14 protein-coding genes and 2 pseudogenes are annotated in these 26,480 nt (G+C 33.2%); 10 read left to right on the forward strand and 6 right to left on the reverse strand.

The window, feature by feature from the left end; translation table 11 throughout:
• Positions 1–103 precede the first annotated feature (103 nt).
• The 4 genes and pseudogenes from tamL to ACZZZT_RS22910 all read right to left on the reverse strand — a co-directional run bounded on the left by tamL (position 104) and on the right by ACZZZT_RS22910 (position 9,497).
• Positions 104–2,419 (reverse strand): translocation and assembly module lipoprotein TamL, encoded by a 2,316-nt coding sequence (tamL, locus tag ACZZZT_RS22895; RefSeq protein WP_463462486.1) that lies wholly within the window; start codon positions 2,417–2,419, stop codon positions 104–106.
• Between the two features lie 258 nt (positions 2,420–2,677).
• Positions 2,678–7,447, reverse strand: a pseudogene (locus ACZZZT_RS22900) (translocation/assembly module TamB domain-containing protein); the annotation flags it as partial.
• A 275-nt stretch (positions 7,448–7,722) separates the two neighbouring features.
• Positions 7,723–8,682 (reverse strand): GSCFA domain-containing protein, encoded by a 960-nt coding sequence (locus ACZZZT_RS22905; protein ID WP_463462062.1) that lies wholly within the window; start codon positions 8,680–8,682, stop codon positions 7,723–7,725.
• 89 nt (positions 8,683–8,771) lie between these two features.
• The gene (locus ACZZZT_RS22910; RefSeq protein WP_463462063.1) at positions 8,772–9,497 is read right to left on the reverse strand and encodes a hypothetical protein; all 726 of its coding nucleotides are present in this window, start codon (positions 9,495–9,497) and stop codon (positions 8,772–8,774) included.
• A 275-nt stretch (positions 9,498–9,772) separates the two neighbouring features.
• Between ACZZZT_RS22910 and ACZZZT_RS22915 the strand changes: the two genes are divergently transcribed.
• Both ACZZZT_RS22915 and ACZZZT_RS22920 read left to right on the forward strand, forming a co-directional pair.
• Complete coding sequence (locus ACZZZT_RS22915; protein ID WP_463462064.1) at positions 9,773–10,864, forward strand: M12 family metallopeptidase; 1,092 nt, start codon at positions 9,773–9,775, stop codon at positions 10,862–10,864.
• Positions 10,865–11,045: 181 nt separating this feature from the next.
• Entirely contained in the window at positions 11,046–12,791 is a 1,746-nt protein-coding gene (locus ACZZZT_RS22920) for an ABC transporter ATP-binding protein (protein ID WP_302094872.1), read from the forward strand.
• A 304-nt stretch (positions 12,792–13,095) separates the two neighbouring features.
• Here ACZZZT_RS22920 and alaS read toward each other — a convergent pair whose 3' ends face one another.
• Positions 13,096–15,744, reverse strand: a complete 2,649-nt coding sequence (alaS, locus tag ACZZZT_RS22925) for an alanine--tRNA ligase (protein WP_463462065.1) — start codon at positions 15,742–15,744, stop codon at positions 13,096–13,098.
• A 257-nt stretch (positions 15,745–16,001) separates the two neighbouring features.
• Here alaS and ACZZZT_RS22930 point away from each other — a divergent pair, with 257 nt between their 5' ends.
• The 8 genes and pseudogenes from ACZZZT_RS22930 to ACZZZT_RS22965 all read left to right on the forward strand — a co-directional run bounded on the left by ACZZZT_RS22930 (position 16,002) and on the right by ACZZZT_RS22965 (position 23,538).
• A complete protein-coding gene (locus tag ACZZZT_RS22930) occupies positions 16,002–16,979 on the forward strand; it encodes a M23 family metallopeptidase (RefSeq protein ID WP_073397228.1) in 978 nt (325 codons plus the stop codon).
• 48 nt (positions 16,980–17,027) lie between these two features.
• Entirely contained in the window at positions 17,028–17,360 is a 333-nt protein-coding gene (locus ACZZZT_RS22935; RefSeq protein ID WP_042563965.1) for a MerR family transcriptional regulator, read from the forward strand.
• 40 nt (positions 17,361–17,400) lie between these two features.
• Positions 17,401–17,982, forward strand: a complete 582-nt coding sequence (locus ACZZZT_RS22940) for a LemA family protein (protein WP_042563964.1) — start codon at positions 17,401–17,403, stop codon at positions 17,980–17,982.
• 75 nt (positions 17,983–18,057) lie between these two features.
• Positions 18,058–18,493, forward strand: a pseudogene (locus ACZZZT_RS22945) (TPM domain-containing protein).
• Positions 18,494–18,496: 3 nt separating this feature from the next.
• Positions 18,497–19,333, forward strand: a complete 837-nt coding sequence (locus tag ACZZZT_RS22950; RefSeq protein WP_463462066.1) for a TPM domain-containing protein — start codon at positions 18,497–18,499, stop codon at positions 19,331–19,333.
• Between the two features lie 84 nt (positions 19,334–19,417).
• Positions 19,418–19,831 carry an RrF2 family transcriptional regulator gene (locus ACZZZT_RS22955; RefSeq protein ID WP_042563962.1) on the forward strand — a complete coding sequence of 138 codons (414 nt, stop codon included), beginning with the start codon at positions 19,418–19,420 and terminating at the stop codon, positions 19,829–19,831.
• A 245-nt stretch (positions 19,832–20,076) separates the two neighbouring features.
• Complete coding sequence (locus ACZZZT_RS22960; RefSeq protein WP_463462067.1) at positions 20,077–22,626, forward strand: TonB-dependent receptor; 2,550 nt, start codon at positions 20,077–20,079, stop codon at positions 22,624–22,626.
• A gap of 210 nt (positions 22,627–22,836) precedes the next feature.
• Positions 22,837–23,538, forward strand: a complete 702-nt coding sequence (locus tag ACZZZT_RS22965; protein WP_463462068.1) for a DUF2490 domain-containing protein — start codon at positions 22,837–22,839, stop codon at positions 23,536–23,538.
• A 136-nt stretch (positions 23,539–23,674) separates the two neighbouring features.
• On the opposite strand, the gene ACZZZT_RS22970 is transcribed toward ACZZZT_RS22965, so the two are convergent.
• Positions 23,675–26,431, reverse strand: coding sequence for an outer membrane beta-barrel protein (locus ACZZZT_RS22970; protein ID WP_463462069.1), 2,757 nt, complete (start codon positions 26,429–26,431; stop codon positions 23,675–23,677).
• Positions 26,432–26,480: the final 49 nt, after the last annotated feature.

The raw sequence follows: 26,480 nt of genomic DNA on the forward strand, positions 1-26,480 counted from the left end.
TTGCACTAATTTTCGCTAATTATAATTTACGCTTAAAGAATGGTTTTAAAATAATTCGTGCCAATTCGTGCAATTCGTGGCGAAAAAAATGTAGATAAAAAAACTAAAAAGGATAACCAATAGCAATATTCAAAATCAGGTTTTCTTTTCTCCACGGACCGCTTCCAAAATCAATATCTTTTATTACCCATCTTTCGTTTTCAGGCAAATAGGGTTTTCTTAACGGAAATGCCAAATCGGTTCTTAAAATTAGGAACGACAAATCAAAACGTAATCCGGCTCCGGCACCAACGGCAATTTCTTTCATAAAATCTTTCGAAAATTTAGCGCCGAGTTTATTTGGGTCTTCGTTCATCAACCAAATATTTCCGGCATCAACGAACAATGCGCCTCGCACGATACTAAAAAGTTTCGCACGATATTCGGTACTAAATTCTAATTTTAAATCTCCAGATTGATCCGGCAGATAATCATTTACAGTTGGCACGTTGAAATAACTACCCGGCCCAAGTGATCTGGCTCTAAAGGCACGAATACTGTTTGTTCCTCCCACTACAAACTGTTTTGATGTTGGCAATGAAAGTGAATTTCCATACGGAATTCCGGCACCAACAATAATTCTGCTCGCTAATTCGCTTTCTTTACTTAATTTTAAATAATGTCTAAAATCAGCACGAATTTTTACATACTGACTAAACGGAACATCAAATATATTCTTCTGATTGCCTTCCTTAACATTTGCTCCGGTTACCAAACCTGTTACGTTTCCTGCCAAATCTATTTCTCCGTTAAAATAGAACGTATTTTTTTTACGCTTCTGCATCGTATTGGTATACGTATATTGATATGTTGGCCCAAAAATTAATTGTTTTTCGATCACTTTTCCAAGCGCAGGATCATCAAGGATATCCTGTTGATATTCTTCAGTAACATTATTCGGACTTACATATGTTACATCCAAAACATTCAATTGATGTTCTTTCCTGATGTTTTCTTTCCATAAATATCCAAAAGAAGCATTAAAAGAATTCAGCGCATAAAGCTGTGTTCTGTTTTGAAATTCATATCGAAGTGTGGCTTTTGTCCTTGGCACAAATTCACTTGAACCAGCAATTTTCTTAAAAGGCACAATAAATCTTGGCCATGTTAAACTGGTTTCTGTACCGAGTTTATAGATGTTTTTTCCGTTATTGGCTCCGGAAAGCTGAAAATCGGCACCTCCAAAAACAGAAACCGTAAGCAATTCCGCACCTCGAAATAAGTTCCTGTTATTCCAGTTTACATTGACTTCTGTTCCGGTATAACTGGCTGAATTTGTTTTTCCTAAAACCTCAACACGAATAAACTTTTTCGGTAAAAGCGTTAAATAATAATACGAATCCAATGTGTTTGGTAAACTATCTGATTGCCTGAATTCATTTTTTACAAAATTAAACGTCCCCAGATTTACAAATCGGTTTAAGGTTAAATTATGGTCTTTTCGGTTATAAAGATCCCCTTTTTTAAAATAAATAGTTCTGTCAAAAACCCTCGGATTAAAAGTATTTGCCGTATCAATTATTGTAAAATCATTATACTGGGTAATGTCTTTTTGAGTGTATTTTATACTGTCTTTTGAAATCGAAAAATTGGGATACACGACAATTTTACCAATTTTATATGCTGTTAGTGCTTTTGGCGGTGCATCGGCTTTTATTACCAATTTAATTTTTACCTCGTGATCGCCTTTACTGCTATCAACCTGAGCCAAAATATAATCGGGATTAAAGTAATAATATCCTTTTTCTTTCAGTCTGGCATCGATACGTTCGCGTTCAGATTTAATGACGTCTAAATCATACGGTCTGCCTACTTTTAATAAACTTCTTCGACTTGATCTTCCAATTATTTTTGACATTTTTAAAGAGTCATCCGGAAAAGTCACACTTTTAATGATGTATTGTTTTTTGGGTATAACAGTATATTCTGCTGTCGCTCTTTTATTTTTGGCTGTAGAATCTGCACTTACACGTGTTTTAAAATAGCCGCGGTTTTCGGTATAGTTTCTTAACACTGACGCATTATAATCTAAATCGACCTTGCTGAAAAGTACCGGTTCTTCTCCCACTTTATTTCGCAGCCAATATCGTATTCCTTTGTCTTTTTTAGGTTCTCCGGCAATATTATAAATCCATAATTTAGGTCTTAATCCTAAAAATTGTTTGTTGGGTTTAGGGCGTAATAAATCTTCTAACTCTTTTTCAAGTTCTTTTCTTTGTTTCTTTTTAATCACAGAATCCTTTACCTCAACAGAAGCTCCTGTGTATAATAAATCGCCATCCGGCAAATATTTTGTGTTGCTGCATCCAAAAACAAAAAACAAGGATACCAGCATCATCAAATATTTTATATATTTAATATGACTATGTTTTTTGCTCATTTCCTTCAATTTGGTCATTCTCCTGATTCTGTTCTTTTTCCTTTTCTTCTTTTTCCTTCTGTTTCTTTTTTCTTTACGAAGTTTCTCTTCTTTAATCATTTCCTTTTCTTCTGCAGAACGATGAAAAAGTTCGCGAAATTTATTGTAACTCATTGTGATAATAAAAGCAACTCCGGTTTCTATAACCTGCCCTTCTACCGCAACCTGATATTCATTTTTTCGATACGCACGAACCATATATCGTCCGTCTTTTGTAAGCTGATAATCTAATGCGACATCTCCCGCAATATTGGTACTTTCTTCATTGGCGCGTTCCTGGCCTTCGACTCCAAAACTACTTCCTACGGTCACTTTTAATCGGTCATCCAAAAGCTTTTTAGAAACTCCAACATTCAAATCAGTTCTGTTTTCTCTTGTTCCGGTGGTGTAATCATCTGTAGATTCAAGGTCGAATTCTAATTGAACACCTTTAATTAATTCTCCTGCAAGATCATTTAATTGCTGCGAAAGAATTTTGCTCACACTTTGTCTCGCCAAAGATTCAGCACTTGTTCCGCCACTTTCACTTGCAAATGGATTTTCGCCAATAAAACGGTTCAGTAATAAAAGTGCAAAAACCTGTTTGTTTAGTTCTGCCGGTTCTTGTCTGAGCTGTTCCAGTTTTGCCTGAGAAGCCGAAACAATGTCAGATGAAACATCATAATTTCCGTCTGGCAGAATAATATCAAAACTAATTTCGGGTTTCAATAATTCCCCTTTCATTTTCAAATGTGTCTCAAACGGAATTTTCTGTTTGTAGGTGTTTTTAACTGTTGAACTAACTGATCCTAATTGGTTTCCAAGCAAATCAATTGGAGCAGTTTCTACTTTATAGATCGCCGTAATATTTAAAGTCGCCATCGTTGGTTCGCCGTTCCAGGTTATCGAACTTCCTTTTTGAATATTAAATTTTCTACGAATCATATTGAAATTCATTTCATACGCTCCGTCTGTAAATTCATATTTCCCTGTTAACGTTGTTTTTCCAGATGGATCAATACCGCCTGTAAGTTGTGCTTCACCTTTAAGATTTAAATAATCTCCATTTCCTTTATCGATCACCAAAGTAAGTTCTGCTTCTTTATCGATCGTTATTTCAACACTTACATCCATACCTTTTAACTCAGACTGATTGAGTTTTTCCTGCATTGCTGCGGTTTGTTTCAGATACAAATTATCTTCGTCAACAAATTCTACAATTCCTTCTCTATCAGCAATTGAAGGATCTGATTGCGGTAAAACCACAGAGAATTTTGTTTCTTTATTGATCTTTATATTTCCGTTAATAACAGGACTTTCAAGCGTTCCTTTTACATTTAATTTGGTATCTAAAAATAAATCGCCGTAAAACAAATCATTGTCTGCAGCTTTTGAGTGAATCGCTCTAAAATCATTGGCAACAACTGTTAAACCAAAATTGTATTTTCTAAAATCAGGGGATTGAATTGTTCCGTCTAATGATAATTCGTTGTCGTTTTCATCTATAAGCGTAAACTTATCAAACGAAATCACATCATTTGAAAAAGTGATCTTTTCCTGATCTGTTTTAAAATATGAATTTAGCTGAGTTACTCTAAAAGCCGTATCGTTAAAGTTTAATTCTCCACCAATTTTAGGAGTAGAAGCATTACCTGTAATTTTAAAATTTCCTGATAAATAGCCTTTTCCTTCGGTGATATTTCCCATTGTGAATCCCTGAATACTTTTGATATTCAGCTTATTGATATCCACATTAAAATCTAAATCCCCGCCTTCTATTGTATAATTTCCTGTCAATTTCAGATCATTATCCTGTCCGGTTAAATTGACATTTGCAGCCAGAATATTATTGGTTTTATTGTCAACTTTTATTTCAATATCGCCCACAGGTTCTGCTTTAAAGGCAAAATCAGTAATTTTAATGTCCGAAGTAAAAGTTGGGGTTGTCATCACATTTTCAACAACGGCATTACCGTTTATCAATCCCTGCATCAACAACTCGTCTTTTTTTACCATATTTAAAACGGTTTCGATTTTGAAGTTTACAAAATCTACCTGCAAGGGCGCATTATCCTGAGTTCCCTGCGATTGTATTTTTAATTCATTTCCGGCGTTATCCAAATAAAATTTATTGATATAAAGACGTTTTCCTCCAAATTCAACTGCATTTTCAGGATCGATATTCCATTTATCATAATTAAGAACAAAGTTTTCGGCATCAATTTTAAAGATATTTTTACTATCATCCCGATTCAAATTTCCGGCAATAAAATACTGTTGTTTGTCTTTTGCATCTTTTACTTCAAGCGCATAGGTTAATATATTATTTTCGACTTTTCCTGATAAACTGGTAAACGGAATTTTCATCGAACCGCTTTCTATTGTTGCTACAGAAATTTGGTATTCTAAAGCATTTTCTTTGGCTTCGATATTTATTTTCCCGTCGGCAATTGTATTGTTGTTGTATACAATTCGCGGAATCGTTCCTTTTATTTCTAATGAATCGGTTACGTTGTTGTACTTTCCTGTAATTTTAATTGGCTCTAAACCCGTTAATTTCGGAATTAATTTAAAAATCAACGGATCATTATCTACAGTTAATGTAAAAGCCAATCGTTGTTCATCAGATTCTCCGTTTACTTTCGGATTTTGCAAATCAAGATATTTTGAAAGTGATTTTTTTACAGCTGCTGCTAAAGTTGTCAGTTTGTATTTTCCATCTACTTCTGCTTTTAAAAACTGAGACGAAATTTTGATATTATTTCGACTTTCGTCTGAAAAAGCAATTACGCGTATCGAATCCAATACAATTGGTTCTGCATCCTGCAAAATCTGAACGTTTGACAGAAATACTTTTCCGTTTAAAAAATCCGGATTACTATTGGCAATATCGGCGTCAATATTTCCGCGCAACTTCATTGGTCCGGCATGAAGATTTAGTTTTTCAAGATCGGCAATATCCAGGTTTAATTTTAACTGAATAGATGGGTATTTATCTTTGGTATTTCCGCTCGCTGCCAAATTAAAGTTCAAATTTGGGTCGTTCATTCCTGATTTTATGTTAAAAGACCCGTTTTTAATATTTCCTTTTAAAGCTAAATCCCTGTATGTATATTTATTAAATACCGCTTTCTGAACCAAACCATCCAATTCTGCCTGAGCCGTTTTTGGGTCTAAACCTTTGCCTTTTACTTTCGCTTTAAGCGTAATTTTTCCAATCGAATCATTTTTGATTAATCTCCCTAAATCAAAATCAAGCAAATAAACAGTTGCATCGTATTTCTCTTGTTTTTTAACTCTTTGATCGAATAATGCATCGACTTTTGCATTTCCGAAACTGCTGTTTAAAGCCAGATTTGTTTTGAAATTCTGAACCGAACCTTTAAATTTTCCCTGCAAATTAAATTGAGATGGCAATTGAATATTTTTCGGAATTGTTCCTGCCGGTATAAACGAATATACGTCTTTTGACGTACTTGATAACTTTTTAATATTCAGATCATAATAGGCTTTTTGAGCATCTGGCAATCCTTTTATTTTCCCCGAAAGGGAAACTCTTGTAGTACCGATTCCGCTCATTTCAAATTGCGGAATATCAAGATCTTTTATTTTTCCGCTCAATCGTGTATTGAGATATAAAATAGCGTTTGGATTGCTTTTAAACGGATTTGTCTTCTGTAAATCTGGTGCAAAAAGCAAAATGTCTTTAAATCCAATTTTTGATTGGTTTAAATTGGCATCTAAAGTCAGGTTTCCTAAATCTTTTTTTAAGGCGTCAAGCGAAGCGTATTTCACTTTAATTTTATTCTGCAAAAGCGTTTGAGGCGTTCTTACATATAAATTTTCTAAAGACGCATTTTTTGGTCCGTAAAAGAAATTGGTTTTTAAAGACTGAATTTCTAATCCTCTTTTTTCATTTGCGGCAAGCGATTTTATATTTCCTGAAATTATACCATTTCCATAATAAAGTTTTTCTCCTTTCAGATTAAATTTACTCAAATCTAAATGGCTGTAATCAATTCCTTTTTGAGTTGGCTTTGATTGCATATCATCAAATTTGAAAACTATATTTTGTATGTCAACATCATTCAGTTTCACCTTCCATCCGGTTTGTTTTATGGAAGTTGAATCTAAACTTGGTGCTTTTATTTGTTTGTCTTTTACGCCTAATCGAAGATTCCCGTTTAAGTTTTTTAATTCGAAAGAATCAAAATCTAAAAGCTGGTTATTTAAATCAATTTCGTTAACCGTTAAATCTAAATTTCCCAGCTTAATTCCGGAATCTAATTTTGAATCTTTATTATCATAAGAAACATCAATTTTTGACAAACTGATTTTATCCAATTTTAATTTAAAATCTTTTCTTTTCGAAATTGTATCAACTGTTTCAACTGAAACTTCAGCAATTTTCTCCACGGCATCCTGATCTAAAACCAATTTTAATCCGTTTAAATTAATATTCGGGATATCAAAATTCATTTCATCCAATTCGAATTTGTTGAATTTAGTATCAAAATGTGTCAGTTTTACTTTTACATCATTTTTGGCGTAATCATCTTTAAAATTAAAATTGATATTATCCAGATTTACTTTTACGACTGAAATTTTGAAAGGTTTACTATCTGGATCTTCTACTTTTGGTTCTTTCGATTCGAATGCTTTTATAATATAATCGAAATTAAAAACGCCATTTTTATCTCTTGAAATATTAGCGGTTGTGTTTTCTAATGAAACAGAATTGATTTCTAATTCACTGCTTATCAGTTTAAATAAATCGACATCAACTTCTAAACGTTTTCCGGCAAGCAGAACTTTCTTTTTTTGATCTTCAAAATAAAACCCTTCCAGAACTACATCTTTAGGAAATTTAATTAAAATTCGATCTAACGAAACTTTGGTTTTTATTTTATTATGCAGATATGTTATGGCTTTATCTTTAGCGTAATTCTGAATTGACGGGATTTGGATTAAAATAGTAAGAAGAAGTAAAAGTGCAACTATAGAACCCACGCACCAAAGTAGTACACGTAGTGTTTTTTAAGAAAATGAATGGGTTTCTTATTCATACGTCAGTAAAACACAATTAAGATTAAGGTTGCATTATTTATAAAAACTGTATTTCTACAGTTTACAAAATTGTAATTTTTAATTCTTAACAATTTACATAATTATGCACAATTATTCTAAAATTATACGTACAAATAGTTAATTTCTTACTTTAAGATTTGCTACAAAGTCTCAAAGACGCAAAGTGTTTTCCTTTTTCTCTCGCTAATTGTTTGCGATTAAAATCTAATGTGTGGTAATTTCTCTCCAAGAAAATTTATTCTTTGCTGAAGTTTGGCTAAGAATTTCTGATGTTGTTCTGATTCCGGATTAAAGCTTCTGTGACGCAGACTTTTTTGAATTTCTTCTATTTCATTCATGATCGAAATAGCGTTTTCGGCGATGTAGTTTTCACTGAATTTATGCCAGATATAATCAATTGCAACGGCATTGGGATGCAGCATATCTTCTCCATAAAAACGATAATCGCGAAGTTCGTCCATCACGATTTCATACGAAGGAAAATAGTTAGCAGTTATGAGTTTTGAGTTATGAGTTTTTAGAACCTGATGAAGTGCTGCAAACAAATGCGATTTACTCAATTGATTCTCTGCGAAACCATCTTTTATATGGCGAACGGGTGAAATGGTAAAAATGAAGTTTATATCCGGGTTTAATGTCTGGATTAAATTGATGGTGTTTTGAATACTTTTTTCGATTGCATCGACAGTTAATAATTCTTTTGAAAACTGCTTTTGAGGAACTTTATGACAATTTGCAACGATTTGTTCACTTTCCTGATTTCTATAAATCCAGGACGTTCCGTAAGTAATAATGATGTGCGTTGCTTCTTTTAATTGTTTATGAGTTTCTGAAATCGCCTTGTTTAGAGTTTCCAATAATTCTTGTCGGTCTGAATTGCTTAAATCAGAATGTACCTCAAAACTATGCCAGCGCTCATTGTGAAAGAAAACATCTTTTTCTGTAAACCATTTTTCCTGAACTGTCCTGTCAATTATTTTCTCAATCGAAACCGGATTAAAAATAATTCCAAATGGATTTGTTTCATTTTGAAACTTAAAATAATCAAATTTATTGGCCATATTTTCTGCAAAGCAGGAACCAAAAGAAAGTACTTTCGAATTATAATCGATTGGATTATTGGTTTTAGAAAGCGGGATTTGGGTTCTGAATTGCATGGCTTTTTATTTAAACACGAATTTCACCAATTTTCACCAATAAAAAAACCAAATACAAAAAGTATTTGGCTTATATAGAACTTTTTTGATTAGTAAGTGTATTCGATCGTTTCTTTTATATCCCCTTTATAATCATACGTTGTTCTTTTAGTTGGATAACCTTTTTTGTTATATTCATAATTCATAGTATGACCAAATGGTTCAAAAGCAATCGTGGCCAGTTTTGGATCGGTTCCTGGTATCAGATTTGTAACAACATTAAATGTATTAATATTATTTAGTGAAAAAAAGTTGAATTCAGAACTAAAATCTGCCAGATCTAGCAATAAATTAAGACCTAAAATATTCTTAAAAGCATTATTTTTTACATCATACTCATAACGACAAGTAGTAATATAAGGTCTGTCTTCCCAATTAGAAACAGATTTTATTAAATTTCCATTTTCAAACGTTAGTATACCTGTACTATAATTTTCTGACTGTTTTCCTGTTTTTATATCAGTATCATATGTTTCTTTTTTAACTGTGCCATCTTCATTATAAGAATACATATATTTTTTACCATCATATTGATATTGACTACCAAATGTTAACACGCCTGTTTCTAATTTATCATTTAAGTAAGTATATAGTATTTCATAATATTTGGTTTCCTTTCCTTCATATCTGCTGTATTGAATTTCTTTTACGATTTGATTACCATCATAAATAAATTCAATCAAACTTTTTTCACTAGAAATACTTACAATTTTATTACCATCATAAGTAAAAGTTGCAGTTTGATAAATTGTGTTGTCTTGATGTCTATATGTCATTGTTTTTGGTAGAATCAAACTATTATTATCACTATCATCATCATTTGTACAAGAAGCAAAGAGTAGTGCTATAGAAGCTATTAAAAAATAAAGCATTTTGGTTTTCATAGTAGTTTGGTTTGAAGATTAATACCATGTAAAATGACATGTTTTATTAAATAATAATCGACACAATACGGTATAACTATAACACTTTAAGACATATCTGAAAATTACGTATCTGAAATAATCTTTTGATGATTAAATTGCGTGTTAACTTTGATTAACCGCAAACCATGGAAAGATTAAAAATTATAATCGCCTTTTTAGCATTAGGACTTTCATCCTGCGCTCAACAAAATGAAGTAGATATGTGCACTTTCGATCTAATAAATTCAAAAGATGATTTCATTTCAAAGCCTGATGCGGCAATTTTACAATGGCCATTATGGAAACCGGGCCAAACTATTAAAATTAAATTTTTGGATGGTGATAGCGCTTCTCAGGGAAAAGTAAAAAGAATCGCAGCGCAATGGACTTTTTACGCAAATCTTAAATTCGAATATGTATCTAATGATGAATATGCAGATATTAGAATTGGTTTCCAAATGGGTACTCCCGGTGCCTGGTCAGAATTAGGAATGAGATCTACTTATGGCGATTTAGACAGACAAACAATGCGTTTGGGTACTTTAACTGGTGATGAAGTATCCTCAAGAAGAACAATATTACATGAATTTGGACATGCATTGGGGCTTATCCATGAAAATGCAAGTCCAATAGCTCAGATTAATTGGAATTTATCAAAGGTATATCAGTATTATAGTGAATGGTCTAAAGAAGAAGTAGATCGGTTTGTAATAAAAAGTCCTGAACAAACAAATTATACTACATATGATCCTTTATCTATAATGCATTACTATATAGATCCTTCTCTAACAACTGATGGAGTTGGTATACCTGAGCAAACAAAATTATCCCGAATTGATATGGTATCAATAAATAAATGGTATCCGTTTCCAATAAACTCAATAGTAGAATCCGGAGAAAGAATTGATAAAATTTCCTGGACGCAACCAAAATCTCCTAATAATCAATATTCGTTAGAATTCAATGCTGGATATTTATTTATATCTGATAACATAAATAGTCTAATAATTTGGAGTGCCGGAAATCCTTTTTACAGAAATGCATCTTGTTATTTACAAACTAATGGTAATATTGTAATTAAAGGAATGGGACTTGGTTTTTCCCTTATTGAAAGTACAGTTTGGACAAGCAATACATCTGAATTTTCCGGAGCAAAACTTTATTTACAAGATGATGGCAATCTTCAATTAATTCATAATGGTATTGTAAGATGGTCCTCTAAAACTGGAAAAATATAAACTTCAATTCTTCTAATAAAAAGTCAAACAGGTTTAAAATTCTGTTGGACTTTTTTTATTTAGTGAATATAAAATAGAATTTAAACGATAATAAATAATTACATTTTTAATAACAAAAATTCCGATCTATTAAGCAAAACTATTCACTACTTTTGCATCTTCCATAAATCTAAATTCATCTATGAAATTATTATATTCTTATATAATCAAACATAAAATGCTACTATTTTTTGCTTTGATTATGGCTGCTATTAACATCTGTTTCAGCTTATCAGATTCTATTATTACCGGTAAATTAATGCAAGATTGCGGTGTTGGACTGCATAAATACAAAGGAAACGAAATTGGATTCATTAAATCCCTGTCTTTTTGGTTAGGACTTTCGCTTGGTGCTGCAATGATTTCCAGAATTACCAAAAACTTTCAGGATTATTTTACCAATGTTGTTATTCAGCGAACAGGCGCGCAAATGTATACTGACGGAATTAAAAAATCACTTGATTTACCTTATGCAGAATTCGAAGATCAGCGAAGTGGTGAAACTTTAAGCAAATTGACCAAAGTACGTATTGATTCTGAAAAATTAATTACGCTTTCTATTTCTTTGATCTTTCAAACCGTTATCGGATTTATATTTGTAATTCTTTATGTTGCCCGAATTGATTATCGTATTTCGCTTATCTTTTTGGTAACGGCTCCAATTATTGCTTTAGTAAGTTCGTATTTAGGTAAAAAAATTAAAATTGTATCTAAAAAAATCGTTAATCAAACGAACGCTTTGGCGGGTTCTACAACCGAAAGTTTACGAAATATCGAACTTGTAAAAAGTCTTGGCTTAACATATCAGGAAGAAAAACGTTTGAATCTAAATACGTTTAAAATCCTTCAGCTTGAATTACAAAAAATCCGTTTTATCCGAAGTTTGAGTTTTATTCAGGGAACAACAGTTCACTTTTTAAGAACTTGTGTAGTTTTTACTTTATATTATTTCTTATTTGGAGGAAAAATTATTGTAGGCGATTTGTTGACAATGGTGTTTTTTACTTTTTTCATTTTTGGACCTTTACAGGAATTAGGGAATTTTATCATTGCATTGAATGAAACGAAAGTTTCAATGGAAAATTTCAAAATTTTACTAAGTGCTCCAAAAGAATTCCGCCCGAAAAATCCAAAACATGTTGGAGCAATTCAATCGTTACTTTTTTCTAATGTAAGTTTTCAGCATAAAACAGCAAAATTCAAAGCTGTTGAAAATATCAATTTTGAAATTAAACAAGGACAAACCGTGGCTTTTGTTGGTCCGTCTGGTTCCGGGAAAACAACTTTGGTAAAATTATTAGTCGGTTTATACACACCTGCAGAAGGACAAGTGCTTTATAATGAAATTGATTCGACTGATATTGATTTATTAGACCTAAGAAAACAATTAGGATTTGTAACTCAGGATGCACAATTATTTTCCGGAACAATTCGTGAAAATTTATTGTTTGTAAAACCCAATGCAACTGATGAAGAAGTTTACGACGCTCTGAAAAGAGCAAGTTGCGAAAAATTATTAAACCGTGCCGAAGATGGCTTAAATACCACAATTGGTGAAGGCGGAATCAAAGTTTCTGGTGGAGAAAAACAACGTTTATCAATCGCAAGAGCTATTTTAAGAAATCCGAATTTGTTGATTTTTGATGAGGCTACGTCGGCTTTGGATTCTATTACCGAAGAAGAAATCAATGCTACAATCAGAAACATATCAGATAAAAACAGAATCACCGTTTTAATTGCGCACAGATTGTCGACTGTAATGCATGCTGATAGAATATTTGTTTTAGAACAAGGAAAAATTATCGAGCAAGGCAAGCATGATGATTTAATCGTTGAGAAAGGTTTGTATTACGCTATGTGGCGTCAGCAAATTGGGGAACGCAAATAAGTTTTATTAGCTGCAAAAAATAATCTCGCAAAGATGCAGAGTCGCAAAGTTTTTTAAGCTTTGCGACTTTTCTTTTTCTATATTTTAAGTTTAAATAAAAATCGCGCAAAGGCGCAAAAGTTTAGTTTTAATTTTCTTTGCGCTTTTATGAGATTCAAAAAAACTACTTAAAAAAAGACAAGCTTATAAAAACTTTGCGACTCTGCATCTTTGCGCGATTAAAAAAGCTACTTTAATCACGCTACAAAAAAAGCCGCAAAGCTTAAAAAACTTTGCGGCTCTACCTCTTTGCGAGATTAAAAAATTACTTCACAAAATCAATTGCGTGAGCCAAAGCCTCAGCAACTCCATTTGCATTTTTACCTTTTCCGGATGCGAAGAAAGGCTGTCCTCCTCCGTTTCCGTCAATGTATTTTCCTAATTCTTTAATAACAGCATTTGCGTTTAAGCTTTTACTTGCAACCAATTCTTTAGCAATATAACAATGAATGTTTGGTAAACCATCTTCAATTGAAGCTAAAAACACAAAAGAATCCGCTTTGGAACTTCCTAAAGCAGAAGCCAGATCTTTAGTTGATGCCATGCTTAAATCTACTTGTTTTACAAGAAAATTTACGCCGTTTACTTCTTGAAAATCTTTCTCTAATTCAGTTTTTAAAGCACCTACTTTTTCTTTTAGCAATTGCTCGATTTGCTTTTTCAGTTTTGCATTATCATCCTGTAAAGAAGCTACTGATTTTAAAATATCCTGTGGATTTTTTAATGTTTCTTTTATTTCAGCTAAAGTATTCTCCTGATTTTGATAGAAGTCTTTTACTGCATCGCCTGTAATTGCTTCAATACGACGAATTCCAGCCGCTACAGCACCTTCAGAAATGATTTTGAAATGCCAGATTTCTGCCGTGTTTTTTACGTGAATTCCACCACAAAGTTCTTTACTTTCACCAAACTCGATCATACGGACATTATCTCCGTATTTTTCTCCAAATAAAGCCATTGCACCTTTATCTAATGCTTCTTTAATCGGAATATTTCTGTGTTCTACCAATTGCAATTGAGCTTCAATTTGCGCATTTACACTTGCTTCAACCTGACGTAATTCATCATCTGAAACTTTAGAAAAATGCGAAAAGTCAAAACGCAAATAGTTCGGATTTACCAATGAACCTTTTTGCTCTACGTGAGTTCCAAGAAGGTTTCTTAAAGCCAAATGCATTAAATGCGTAGCAGAGTGATTTTTAGAAGTTGAACCTCTTAAATCATTATTTACTTTTGCCACAAAACCAGCTTCAATATTTTCAGGTAACTGTTTTGCAAAATGCAAAATCAAATTGTTTTCTTTTTTAGTATCGATGATTTCGATCGTTTCGTTTGCAGAAATCAAAGTTCCTTTATCACCAACCTGTCCTCCACCTTCCGGGTAAAAAGGTGTATTGTCTAAAACGATTTGGTATAGAATTCCGTCTTTCTTAGAATCAACTTTACGAATTCTGGTGATTTTTACGTCATTTTCTACTTGATCATAACCTACGAAAGTTTCAACATTTCCTGGAATCAAAACCGTCCAGTCTTCCGTTGAAACTTCAGATGCTGCGCGTGAACGATTTTTTTGTTCCTGCATCGAAGCATCAAATTCTGTTTCATTAAAAGACATTCCTTTTTCTTTCAGAATCAAAGCCGTTAAATCTTTTGGGAAACCGAAAGTATCATACAATTCAAATGCTTTTGCTCCGGAAATTTCTGGCGATTTTGTCGTCGTAGTTGTAGTTGTAATAACATCTTCAAGTAAATCTAAACCTTTATCCAAAGTTCTTAAAAAAGAAGCTTCTTCTTCGCGAATTACATTCGTAACCAATTGTTGCTGCGATTTAATTTCAGGGAAAAATTCTCCCATTTGGTTTGCCAAAACTTCTACCAATTTATTGATAAAAGGTTCTTTTGTGTCTAAGAATGTAAATCCGTAACGAATAGCACGACGTAAAATTCTACGAATTACATAACCTGCTCCCGTGTTAGATGGTAATTGTCCGTCGGCAATTGCAAAAGCAACCGCACGAACGTGATCTACCACAACACGAATCGCAATATTGGTTTTGTTTTGTTCTTCACTGATGTTTTTTACTTCATCAGATGTATATTTTAAACCTGTAATTTGTTCTACTTTCTCGATAAGCGGAGTAAAAACATCGGTATCATAATTTGATGTTTTTCCTTGCAACGCCATACACAAACGCTCAAATCCCATTCCGGTATCTACGTGTTGTGCAGGAAGTTTTTCAAGAGAACCATCCGCTTTACGGTTGAATTCCATGAATACATTATTCCAGATTTCAACTACTTGCGGATGATCGTTATTTACCAGACTTTTTCCAGTAACCAATGCTTTTTCAGCTTCCGGACGTAAATCAACGTGAATTTCAGAACAAGGTCCGCATGGTCCCTGATCTCCCATTTCCCAGAAATTATCTTTTTTATTTCCAAGAATAATTCGGTCTTCGTCGATTAATGTTTTCCAGATATCCCAAGCTTCCTGATCAAATGGAACATTATCTTCTTTACTCCCTTCAAAAACAGAAACATAAAGATTTTCTTTTGGAATTTTATAAACTTCTGTCAATAATTGCCATGCCCAGTTGATTGCTTCTTTTTTGAAATAATCACCAAAAGACCAGTTCCCCAACATCTCAAACATTGTGTGGTGATAAGTATCAAAACCAACATCTTCAAGGTCATTATGTTTTCCTGAAACACGAAGACATTTTTGCGTATCGGCTATTCTTTTACTTTTTGGCGTTCCGTTTCCTAAAAAATATTCTTTAAACTGGGCCATTCCCGAGTTATTGAACATAAGAGTTGGATCGTCCTTAAGAACGATTGGAGCAGAAGGAACAATTAAATGTCCGTTGCTCTTAAAAAAGTCTAGAAATTGTTTACGTACGTCTTGTGATTTCATATTTTATTAATGTGACAATTTGATAATGTGTCAATTAGAAAACTACTTAATATTTCAATTTGATAATCTGATAATTTTAACTAAAAAACTTACTGCCTTAAACAATAAATAAGCTAATTCATACATTATCTAATTATCTAATTGTGTCAATTATCTAATTGATTTTATTCTTGAAAAAAGCTGTCAACAACTGAAACATTTATTAAATTTGTTCGACAAACTATTTTACAAGCTGCAAAAATAGGGTATTTTAAAATATGGCGAAAGTAAAATATTATTACGACTCAGAAAATCTGGCTTATACGAAAATAAAAACCAGAAAAAGAATCAAAATCGGTTACGCATTACTGTTTTTGCTGGCTGCGGCGCTCTTTGGATTTTTCATTTTTGTGCTTTTAATAAACACTCCTTACTTCGAAACTCCAAAAGATCGTTTACAGGCAAGGGAAATTGAAAATTTAAAATTGCAATATGCTATTTTGAATAAAAAAATGGATGAAATTGATGCTGTCACCGAGGCGCTTGAAGACAGAGATAACAATATTTACAGAGTTTATTTTAATAAAGCTGAAATTCCGGATTCTATTAGAAAAGCAGGTTTTAGAGATATTAACAGATATAAGGATTTAGAAGGCTACAACAATTCGCAATTGGTGTTAAATACAACAAAACGAATTGATAAACTTTCAAAACAATTGGCTATTCAGTCAAAATCATTAGACGAAATTTTGAAACTGGCGAGCGTAAAAGGAAATCTGTTGCTGGCAATTCCTGCCATTCAGCCAGTTCGAAATGAAAATTTAAGACGTGTCGCGTCAGGTTTTGGATATAGAATTGACCCTTTCACGAAAGTGAGAAAAATGCACAACGGAATGGACTTTACAGCCCCTACAGGCACTCCTGTCTATGCAACCGGTGATGGTGTTGTAGCAAGGGCAGATGACGCAGCTTCGGGATTTGGAAATCATGTTGTGATCAGGCATGGTTTTGGATATGAAAGTTTGTACGCACATTTAAGTAAATACAATTGCAGAGCCGGACAACATGTTAAAAGAGGTGATATTGTTGGATTTGTTGGAAGTACAGGAAGATCTGAAGGACCGCATTGTCATTATGAAGTACATAAAGATGGAAAAGTCGTGAATCCGCTTAATTTTTATTACGGAAATATCTCGGCTGTTGAATACGTTGCAATTTCGCATATGGCAAATCAGGAAAACCAGTCATTAGATTAATACTATAAAAAGTAGTAATTTTGGAATAAATAAGAAAAATTAAGAATCATGCACATTGAACTTTCTAAAGATAAAAGATATTATAGCATTGGCGAAGTTGCCAAGGCTTTTAATGTCAATGCGTCTTTGATACGTTTTTGGGACAGCGAATTTGACATTTTGAAACCTAAAAAAAATGCCAAAGGCAACAGAATGTTTACGCCGGAAGATGTTACCAACCTGCAATTGATCTATCATTTAGTTAAAGAACGTGGTTTTACGCTTGAAGGTGCCAAAACGCATTTGAAGGAAGGACAAAAGAAAACATTAGATAAATTCGAAATAATACGTAAATTAGAGACCATAAAAACACAATTAACAGAAATTAAAAACGAATTATAATAATATCAAAAACTAGAAATAAACTTAAATCAGAACAAACATGAAAAAATGGTTAATCCCCGTAGGAATTATAATAGCCTTAATTGCTATAATTGCTTTTTGGTCAATCGGAATTAAAAATACTGGTTTGCAAAAAAATCAAGCAGTTAATAAGGAATGGGGAAATGTGAGTACTACTTACCAAAGAAGAAATGACCTTATCGGAAACTTAGTTAACACAGTTAAAGGTGCTGCAGATTTCGAAAAATCAACATTGACAGCTGTAATTGAGGCTCGTGCAAAAGCTACTTCAGTGACAATCGATCCAAGTAATGTCACTCCTGAACAATTGGCTCAATACAATCAGGCTCAAAGTGGCGTATCTTCATCTTTGTCAAGATTGTTAGTTTCTGTTGAACAATATCCGACTTTAAAAGCAAACGAAAACTTCCTGAAATTACAAGACGAATTGGCAAGTACAGAAAATCAAATTTTAACAGCCAGAACTCGTTTTAACGAAGCTGTACAAGATTACAATGGTTATGTTCTTGCAATTCCAAACAGTTGGTTTTTAAGTTACAAAGAAAAACCATACTTTGAAGCTGTTGCAGGTGCTGAAAAACCAGTTGAAGTAAAATTCTAAAAAAATATTTTTGGTTAATGATTCAGGTTTAGCCTGAAATCTAATATCTGAAATCTAAACTCTAAAATAATTTCAATGTCAAAAGTAGAAGATTTTTTATCCAAAGAAGAAGAACAAGAAATTGTTGAAGCTATTCGCGTGGCCGAAAAAAATACTTCTGGCGAAATTAGAGTACATATAGAAAAAACAACTTCTAAAGTTCCTTTTGACAGGGCTTTAGAAGTTTTTCATGAATTAAAAATGAATGAAACCCAACTTCAAAACGGTGTTTTATTTTATTTTGCCATCGAAGATAAAAGCTTTGCTATTTGTGGAGACAAAGGCATTAACGATGTTGTTGCAGCAGATTTTTGGGATTGTACCAAAGATAAAATGGTGGAACAATTTAAAGCAGGAAATTTTAAACAAGGAATTGTCGACGGTATTTTGAACGCCGGCGAACAATTAAAAGAACTTCCCGTGGTCTGAAGGTGACACAAACGAATTATCAAACGAAATTTCAAAAGGTTAAATGATGAAAAATTCCAACAATACAATTTTAAATTCCAACGGAATTTTTCAGTTTACTTTTTTATTTATCGCATTTTTTGTCTGCAATAGTATTTTTGCTCAATTTACTATTCCCGAAAAACCAAGTTTTCAGACTTCAGTTTACGATTATGCAACTATTTTAAGTGCATCAGAAAAAACACAGCTTGAAGAAAAACTGGTTCGTTATTCAGATTCTACCACAACTCAAATTGTCGTTATTACAATCGAAAGTTTAAAAGGTGAAGATGTAAGTCAGCTCGCCACAAAATGGGGACAAACCTGGGGAATTGGCGGAACAAAACAAGACGATAATGGTGTTATTATTTTATTGGCCAAAAACGAGAAAAAAATTGCTATTAATCCGGGATATGGTGTTGAAGATCGTTTGACAGCCGGAATTGGAGGAACAATCATCAGAAATATTATTATTCCCGAATTTAAAGCAGGAAGTTTTTACAACGGTCTTGACAAGGGAACTGATGCTATAATAGATGTTTTTAAAGGAAAATTTAAAGGCGAAAGAAAACAAGCCTCCAAAGGAAATAATTTCCCGATACTTCCTTTTATTGTTATTGTCGTAATTGTATTAATTTTGATGTTCCGAAATAAAGGTGGCGGAGGAAATTCAGGCAATAATAACGGCGGAGGTCCTAGTTTAATGGATGTAATTCTTTTAAGCAGTCTTGGCAGAAGCAGCGGCGGATTTGGCGGTTTCGGCGGAGGATCATCCGGAGGTGGTTTTGGCGGCGGAGGCGGTGGCTTCGGCGGAGGTTTTGGCGGCGGCGGATTCTCTGGTGGAGGTTCTAGCGGAAGCTGGTAAACTGTTTTTTGTTTCAAGTTTTTTTGTTTCAAGTTTCAGGTTTAAAAATTCATAATTAATATTTACAATTCATAATTAAAAAGGATGTTATCACATAAAGCAAAATACGCCCTTAAGGCCTTACTTTATTTAGCAGAACAAGACGAAAATCACATTTCCAGAACTGTGGAAATTGCTGAGGGAGCTAACATTCCTAAAAAGTTTTTAGAGCAAATTTTATTGGATCTAAAACGCGGACGTTTTGTGAGCAGTAAGCAGGGAAAATTCGGTGGATATTATCTGATAAAATCAAAAAATGAAATTACTCTGGCAGAAATTCACCGTTTATTTGACGGTGCAATTGCACTTTTGCCTTGCGCTTCTTTAAACTTTTACGAACCTTGTTCTGACTGCAAAACTGAGTCAGAATGCAGCTTACATCATGGTTTAGTGCTCATTAGAGACAAAACTTTGAAAGCCATGGAAGGGATCACAATAGCTTCATTAGTAAAGAAATAAAAAAATATTTTCTAATTCCTAGTAAATCTATAGAATTTACATATATTTGCAAAAAAAATAGTAACCAATTACAAAATTTTAACCAATGAAAGTAAATTACAATCGATCAGCTGTAACTGAAAATCTTTTGCAAAGAAACCAAAATAGTTCATTCACAATTGTGGAAAGTATTTCGTGTATGATGTGTATGTGTTGTTAAAAAAATTTATTTTAAACTCTACTAATCACATATACTTAATATAAAAATGAAAACTATATATAAAATATCACTTACTAGCATTTTTTTACTTTTAGCCTTCACAACATCTTATGCACAAAATATCGAAGGTGTCGTTAACACAAACGAAAACATTCCATTAGAAGCTGCGAATGTTGTTATAAAAGGAACAACCTCAAGCACTACTACAGATCAAAACGGAAAGTTTAGTATAGATTCTAAAGGAAAACTTCCTATTACACTTTTAGTTCAGTACGTAGGCTATAAAACTACAGAAATAGAAATTACAGCATTACCAACAGCGCCTTTACAATTAGTTATTCGCGAAGAAAATGAGCTTATTGAAGTTGTTGTTTCTTCCAGACGCCGTATCGAAAAAGTTCAGGATGTACCAATTGCGGTTTCTGTAATTACAGGAAAACAAGCAGAACAAACAGGAGCTTTTAACGTAAATCGTATTAAAGAATTGGTTCCTTCTGTTCAATTATATTCTTCAAACCCAAGAAATACTGGTATTAACATTCGTAGTCTTGGTTCTCCTTTCGGACTTACAAATGATGGAATCGATCCTGGTGTTGGTTTTTACGTAGACGGTGTCTATTACGCACGTCCCGCTGCAACAACGCTTGATTTTATCGATGTTGAGCAAATCGAAGTTTTGCGCGGACCACAAGGTTCTTTGTTTGGAAAAAACACTACTTCGGGAGCATTTAACATTACAACTCGTAAACCAAGTTTTACTTCCGGGGCTGATTTTGAAGTGAGTTATGGAAACTATTCTTTCCTTCAGGCTAAAGCATCTGTAACAGGAGCTTTAGGTAAAAAAGTAGCAGGACGTTTATCTTTTTCAGGAACACAACGTGACGGTTTAATTGATAATGTTGCTACAGGAAGAGCTACTAATACATTAAACAATCAGGGAATTAGAGGACAATTGCTTTGGACTCCAACTGTAAATACAAACATTATATTGGCTGCTGATATTACAACACAGCGTCCTGACGGATATGCTCAGGTGGTTGCGGGTGTTGCACCAACACAAAGAGCCGCTTATCGTCAGTTTGATGCTATTATTGCCGATTTAAATTACCAATTGCCAAGCAGAAATGCATTTGACCGCAAAATTGACCAAGATACTCCATGGCGTTCTAATCAGGACATGGGAGGAATATCTCTTAATATTGATACGAAAATTGGAGGAGGAACTCTTACTTCAACAACCGCATGGAGATTCTGGAATTGGGATCCGTCAAACGACAGGGATTTTACAGGATTACAAGTATTGGCAAAATCTCAAAACCCTACAAGACAAACTCAAATTACACAAGAAGTACGTTATGCTGGTCAGTTAACATCAAGAATAAGTGGTGTTGCAGGTGTATTTTTTATCGATCAGACCTCTCAAACAGATGGTACTGAAGAATCTGGAAATGCACAATGGCGCTTTGCACAAAGTTCAACAAGTGCCTTATGGAAAACGCCAGGGCTTTTTGAAGGATACGGAATAAAAACAGATGCAAATATCAGAGCATCAAGTGCTGCAGTATTTGGTCAGATTGACTGGGCTATTACAGACCGTTTGCATATTTTACCAGGTTTGAGATATAATTTTGATAAAAAAGATGCTCATTATGCCCGTACAACCTACGGAGGGTTACAAACGACAGATCCTGCTTTACTTGCATTAAAAAAACAAGTGTATTCTGATCAGGCATTTGATTCAAGCACAGACAATACAGATTTTTCAGGAAACATAACTGTGTCTTTTAAAGCATCTGATAAAATTAATGCTTATGCAACTTATGCAAAAAGTTACAAACCTGTTGGAGTAAATGTAGCCGGACTTCCAACAAATTCTGCTGGTGCGCCATTATTGGAACTTGCTGTTATTAAACCGGAAAAAGTAAATCATTATGAGGTGGGTGTAAAAACTTCTCCTTTTAGAAATTCAATTTTCAACTTAACATTTTTTCACACAGAAATTAAAGATTTCCAAACTAATGTTCAGGCAGCTGAGTTGGGAGTAAATCGTGGATATCTTGCCAATGCCGATAAAGTACGTGTACAAGGTGTTGAACTTGACGCTAGTTTTGTTGTAAGCCCGCATTTAACGATAAATGGAGCAGCAACTTACACAGATGCTAAATATGTTAAATTTACAAACGCGCCACTTCCATTAGAAGAAACCGGAGCTCCGATTTCCTTTAAAGATGTATCCGGATCAGCTTTACCAGGTGCTTCAAGATGGGCAGGATCTTTAGGTGGCGAACTTTCTGATAATGCAAAATTCTTTGGGAATACAGGAAAAGTGTTCTTAGGAGTAGATTCTTATGCCCGTTCTGAATTCTCATCAAGCCCTTCTGCTTCAAAATATTTAGTTGTTCCGGGATATGCTATTTTTAATGCTCGTTTAGGTTTCCGTGCATCGCAGGGATTATCTGTTCACTTCTGGGGTCGTAACCTTTTAAACAAAGATTATTACGAACAATTATTACCAGCAGGTGGAAATACAGGACAATACGCAGCTGTATTGGGAGATCAGAGAACTTATGGCGTTACTTTAAAATATTCACTATAAAATTGAGTTAATTTAGATAGTTGAAGCGAGATAGATTTTAAAATTTATCTCGCTTTTTTTATATTCTAATTTTTACAAAATCACAAAATTGAAAAGAAAACCAATTTAAAAGTCAATATATTACCTCATAAATCAATTCTCATTTGTATATATTCGCAGCTTGGATTTATATAAATGAAAATTCTGAGGATATTTTTCTTTTTTACTTTTTTGACTCAAATTGGCTTTGCTCAAACCAAAAGAAATTTTGATCAGCAAACACTGACCTGGATTCGGTATTATAATATTTTGCCTTTAACCGAAAAGTGGGCCTTACATTCTGAATTTGATAATCGTAGTTTTATAAATCCTTTTCATGAAAATCTTTTTGTTATAAGAATTCAGGGAAGATATCGCGCCACAAAAATTGTAGATTTAGGCGGAGGATTTGCTTATTTTAATGTCAATACTCAGGATCCGCACGTTGATCCTAATTATTCCGTTCCCGAATATCGAGTTCAGCAGGATATTACTTTAATTAATGATATTGCAAAAATTACTTTTCACAATCGTTTTCAACTAGAAGAACGTTTTATACAGAAAGCAACTAAAACAGAATTACTTGATGATTTTTCTTTTGCTTTTAGGTTCAGATACCGGTTACAATCGACTTTTGATCTTTGGAAAAAAGAAAAACGAAGTTTAAAAGGCACTCTTTCTGATGAAGTTTTATTCAATTTCGGAAAAGACAATAAAAGAAACACTTTCGATCAAAACAGAATTTACGCTGCATTACGTTATCATTTCAATCCAAATATTGGTTTAGAATTAGGGTATCTAAAAAGCCTACAACGACGTGCCAGTGGTGTCGATTTTTATGATCGGGATATTATTCGTTTTACGGTTTATCACAGAATTGATCGGAGATTTTAGATTTTAGATTTTAGATTTTAGTCCCGAGGCTTCGGGGTAGATTTTAGATTAAAAAAAATCCGAAATCAAAATTGATTTCGGATTTTTTTAATCTTTGTTCCTTTGCCACTTTGCACCTATGAACCTAAATAAAAAACTAATCTCTTTCTCTTCTTTTTCCACCCTTCTCTGCTCCTTTAAAATTTCCAATTTTATAAGCCAGAGAAAACATTACGTAACGTTTTAAAACGGTGTTTTCTTCATCACGAATAGATGTTGCAGAAATTGTTCTTGTGGCGCTTAGATTCTGATTTAAAACGTCGTATACTTTTACTTTTGCGTATAGTTTTTTATCCAAAAATCCATAAGACAAACTCGTATTCCACAAATAAAAATCTTTCTTGAAATCATCAGAAATATTGGAGTTGTAAGTATATCCAAAATCATTTCCAAAAATTAAATTCTCCGGCCAATAAGTCGTTGTTTGCAAATTGATTCTGTGAACCACATTTGAAGTCGCATCTCTTGAATAATTCTCATATTTTGACTGATTGTATGATAAATTATAAGATGGTGCAATGGTTAATATTTCTCCGTAATCGTATGACAAATATACTTTTGGTGTAATTGATGTCGATTTTGCGTTGTATAAAACGGCATTTGTAAATCCTTTATCAAAAGTATAACCAGCGTTTAATCCTAATCCGTATCTTAAAGTATGTGCACCGCTTTTTACAGATTGATTCCAGTTTGCGCCAATCGACGCGTTGTAAACTCCCGAAATATTTACATAAGTCGTTGTTCTCTTTCCACTTTCGTCATATAGAGAAGTCGATACAATATCATTATCATAATAATCTCCTTTTACATATAAACTGTAACCGGAACGCGAGCGGAAATCATAATTTTTAAAATTAAAGCTTACACTGTTTTTTTCAATTGGTTTCAAATCCGGATTTCCAACAATTGTATTCAAAGGATTATTAAGATTTATAACCGGCATTAACTGTGTTGCAGATGGCAGTGCATTTGAATAATCGTATTTGAAAGATAAATTTTTAGAACGACTAAATTTGTACCTCAGCAACGCAGTAGCAAAAGGCAATGCATACTTTTTATTTAAATCTGTGGCATTATTTAGATATACAGAATGATTGTCAAAATTTATAATCGAAGTTCGGCTGTCAAGATTCAGGGTAAACTTGTTCTTTTGCAGCGTAACTCCAACTTTTGGCGTAACCGAATTTTGTATTGAACTCGTATAGTTACTCAAAGCCAGATTTAAATCTGTATATTCTTGTGTAGCAGGATCAAAATTAAATGTTCTTTCGTCATTTGCAGAACTTTTCCAATCAAAATCAGATCCAAATCTAACTCTTAACGAGTCAGTTATAGGCTCTGTATATTCTAGATCTGCTGAATAAGAATCGCTGCTGCTTCTCTTTTTTGTATTTTGATTTCTTTCGTCATTTGGCTGATTGTCCTGATAAAAAATCGTTTCCGAAAGATTTCTTGTATTTCCATCAGTACTTGTGTTATTATTAGACAAAACAAAACTTAAATTTCTTGACTTTCTTTCAAAAGCTCTATTAAAATTGATGGTATTCCCAAAATTAAAATTGTTATTTTCGGAATACGAATTTGCATTACTTTCATTTAAAGCGTTTCCATTTTCATCTTCAGAAAAACTCGAAGAACTTGAATTGCTGTTTGTTCTTGATTGATTCAGTCTAGGCGCAATTACAATTCGCGTTTTTGGATCAATTTTATATTCCAACTCAAAATTAACGTTGTTTCCTGTACTTTCATTTCTCGATTTAGAATCGGCCGTTGTAATAATGTTTCCGGTTGGCAAAAAACTAAGCTGATTTGATTTACTATCATTTTTATTAACTGTATTAGAAAAATTGTAACTTCCCATGGCAAGCAAATCCTTTGTCCAGTCATCAGAATAATTTAAGCCTACTAAATTAGATTGTGTAATTCCTTTTCCACCAGAACCGGAACCTCCGCTTTTGCTATTGCTATTTCGTCCGCCAGCCATATTATCAAAAACATCATCCATAGAAAACCCAGTGGAATTGATGTTATTGGATGAAGCTAACAAACTAATTTTCTGTTTATTATTAAAGAAATTCAAATTAACGTTTGCCTCATATCGGTCATCAGATCCGTAACCACCCATTACTTTTCCAAAGTAACCTTTGTTTTTCTTTTCGTCAATCGTAATATTAATACTCGAAAAATCTGAAGTCGATTCCTGTTTAGAAAGCTCTTCTTTTTTTGTTTTAAAATCAGAAACCTGAATTTTCTTGATGATATCGGCAGGCAAATTTTTGATTGCTATGGCTCCGTCTTTATCAAAAAACGTTTTCCCATTTACTAAAACCTGATTGACCTCTCGTCCATTTACGGTAATTTTTCCGTCGTTGTCAACATCAAATCCGGGCAATTGTTTCAATAAGGTTTCAACATTAGAATCCGGGCGGACTTTATAAGAAGAAGCATTAAATTCCAGTGTATCTTTTTTGATGGTTATAGGTGCTGCTTCTGATTTTATAATAACCTCATTTAGGGCATTTACATTTTCGATTAAATATACTTTACCAAAATCCTTACTTTCTGTGAGTCCTTTGTACTCTTCATAATAAGTTTGGTATCCCATATAATTTACCTTTAAAAATACAGGCTTATCATATTTTTTAATGTTCATTACAAAGTTTCCGTTCTTGTCTGTTGTAGCATATTCAATAACAGTAGAATCTTTTACGGTAGTAAAGTAAACAGTTGACATTTCCAGTGGCAATTGCGTATTAACATCAAGAACAGTCCCTCTAACGGTAATGTCGTTTTGAGCATTTGCAGTAAAAACAAAAAGGAAAAAAAGTGCTAAAAAAGAATAAATTTTGGTCATAAAAAATTGGTTAGTTTTAGTTAGACTACAAAAAAACAAAAAGGTTTAA

The organism is Flavobacterium sp. AC274, from assembly GCF_979258275.1.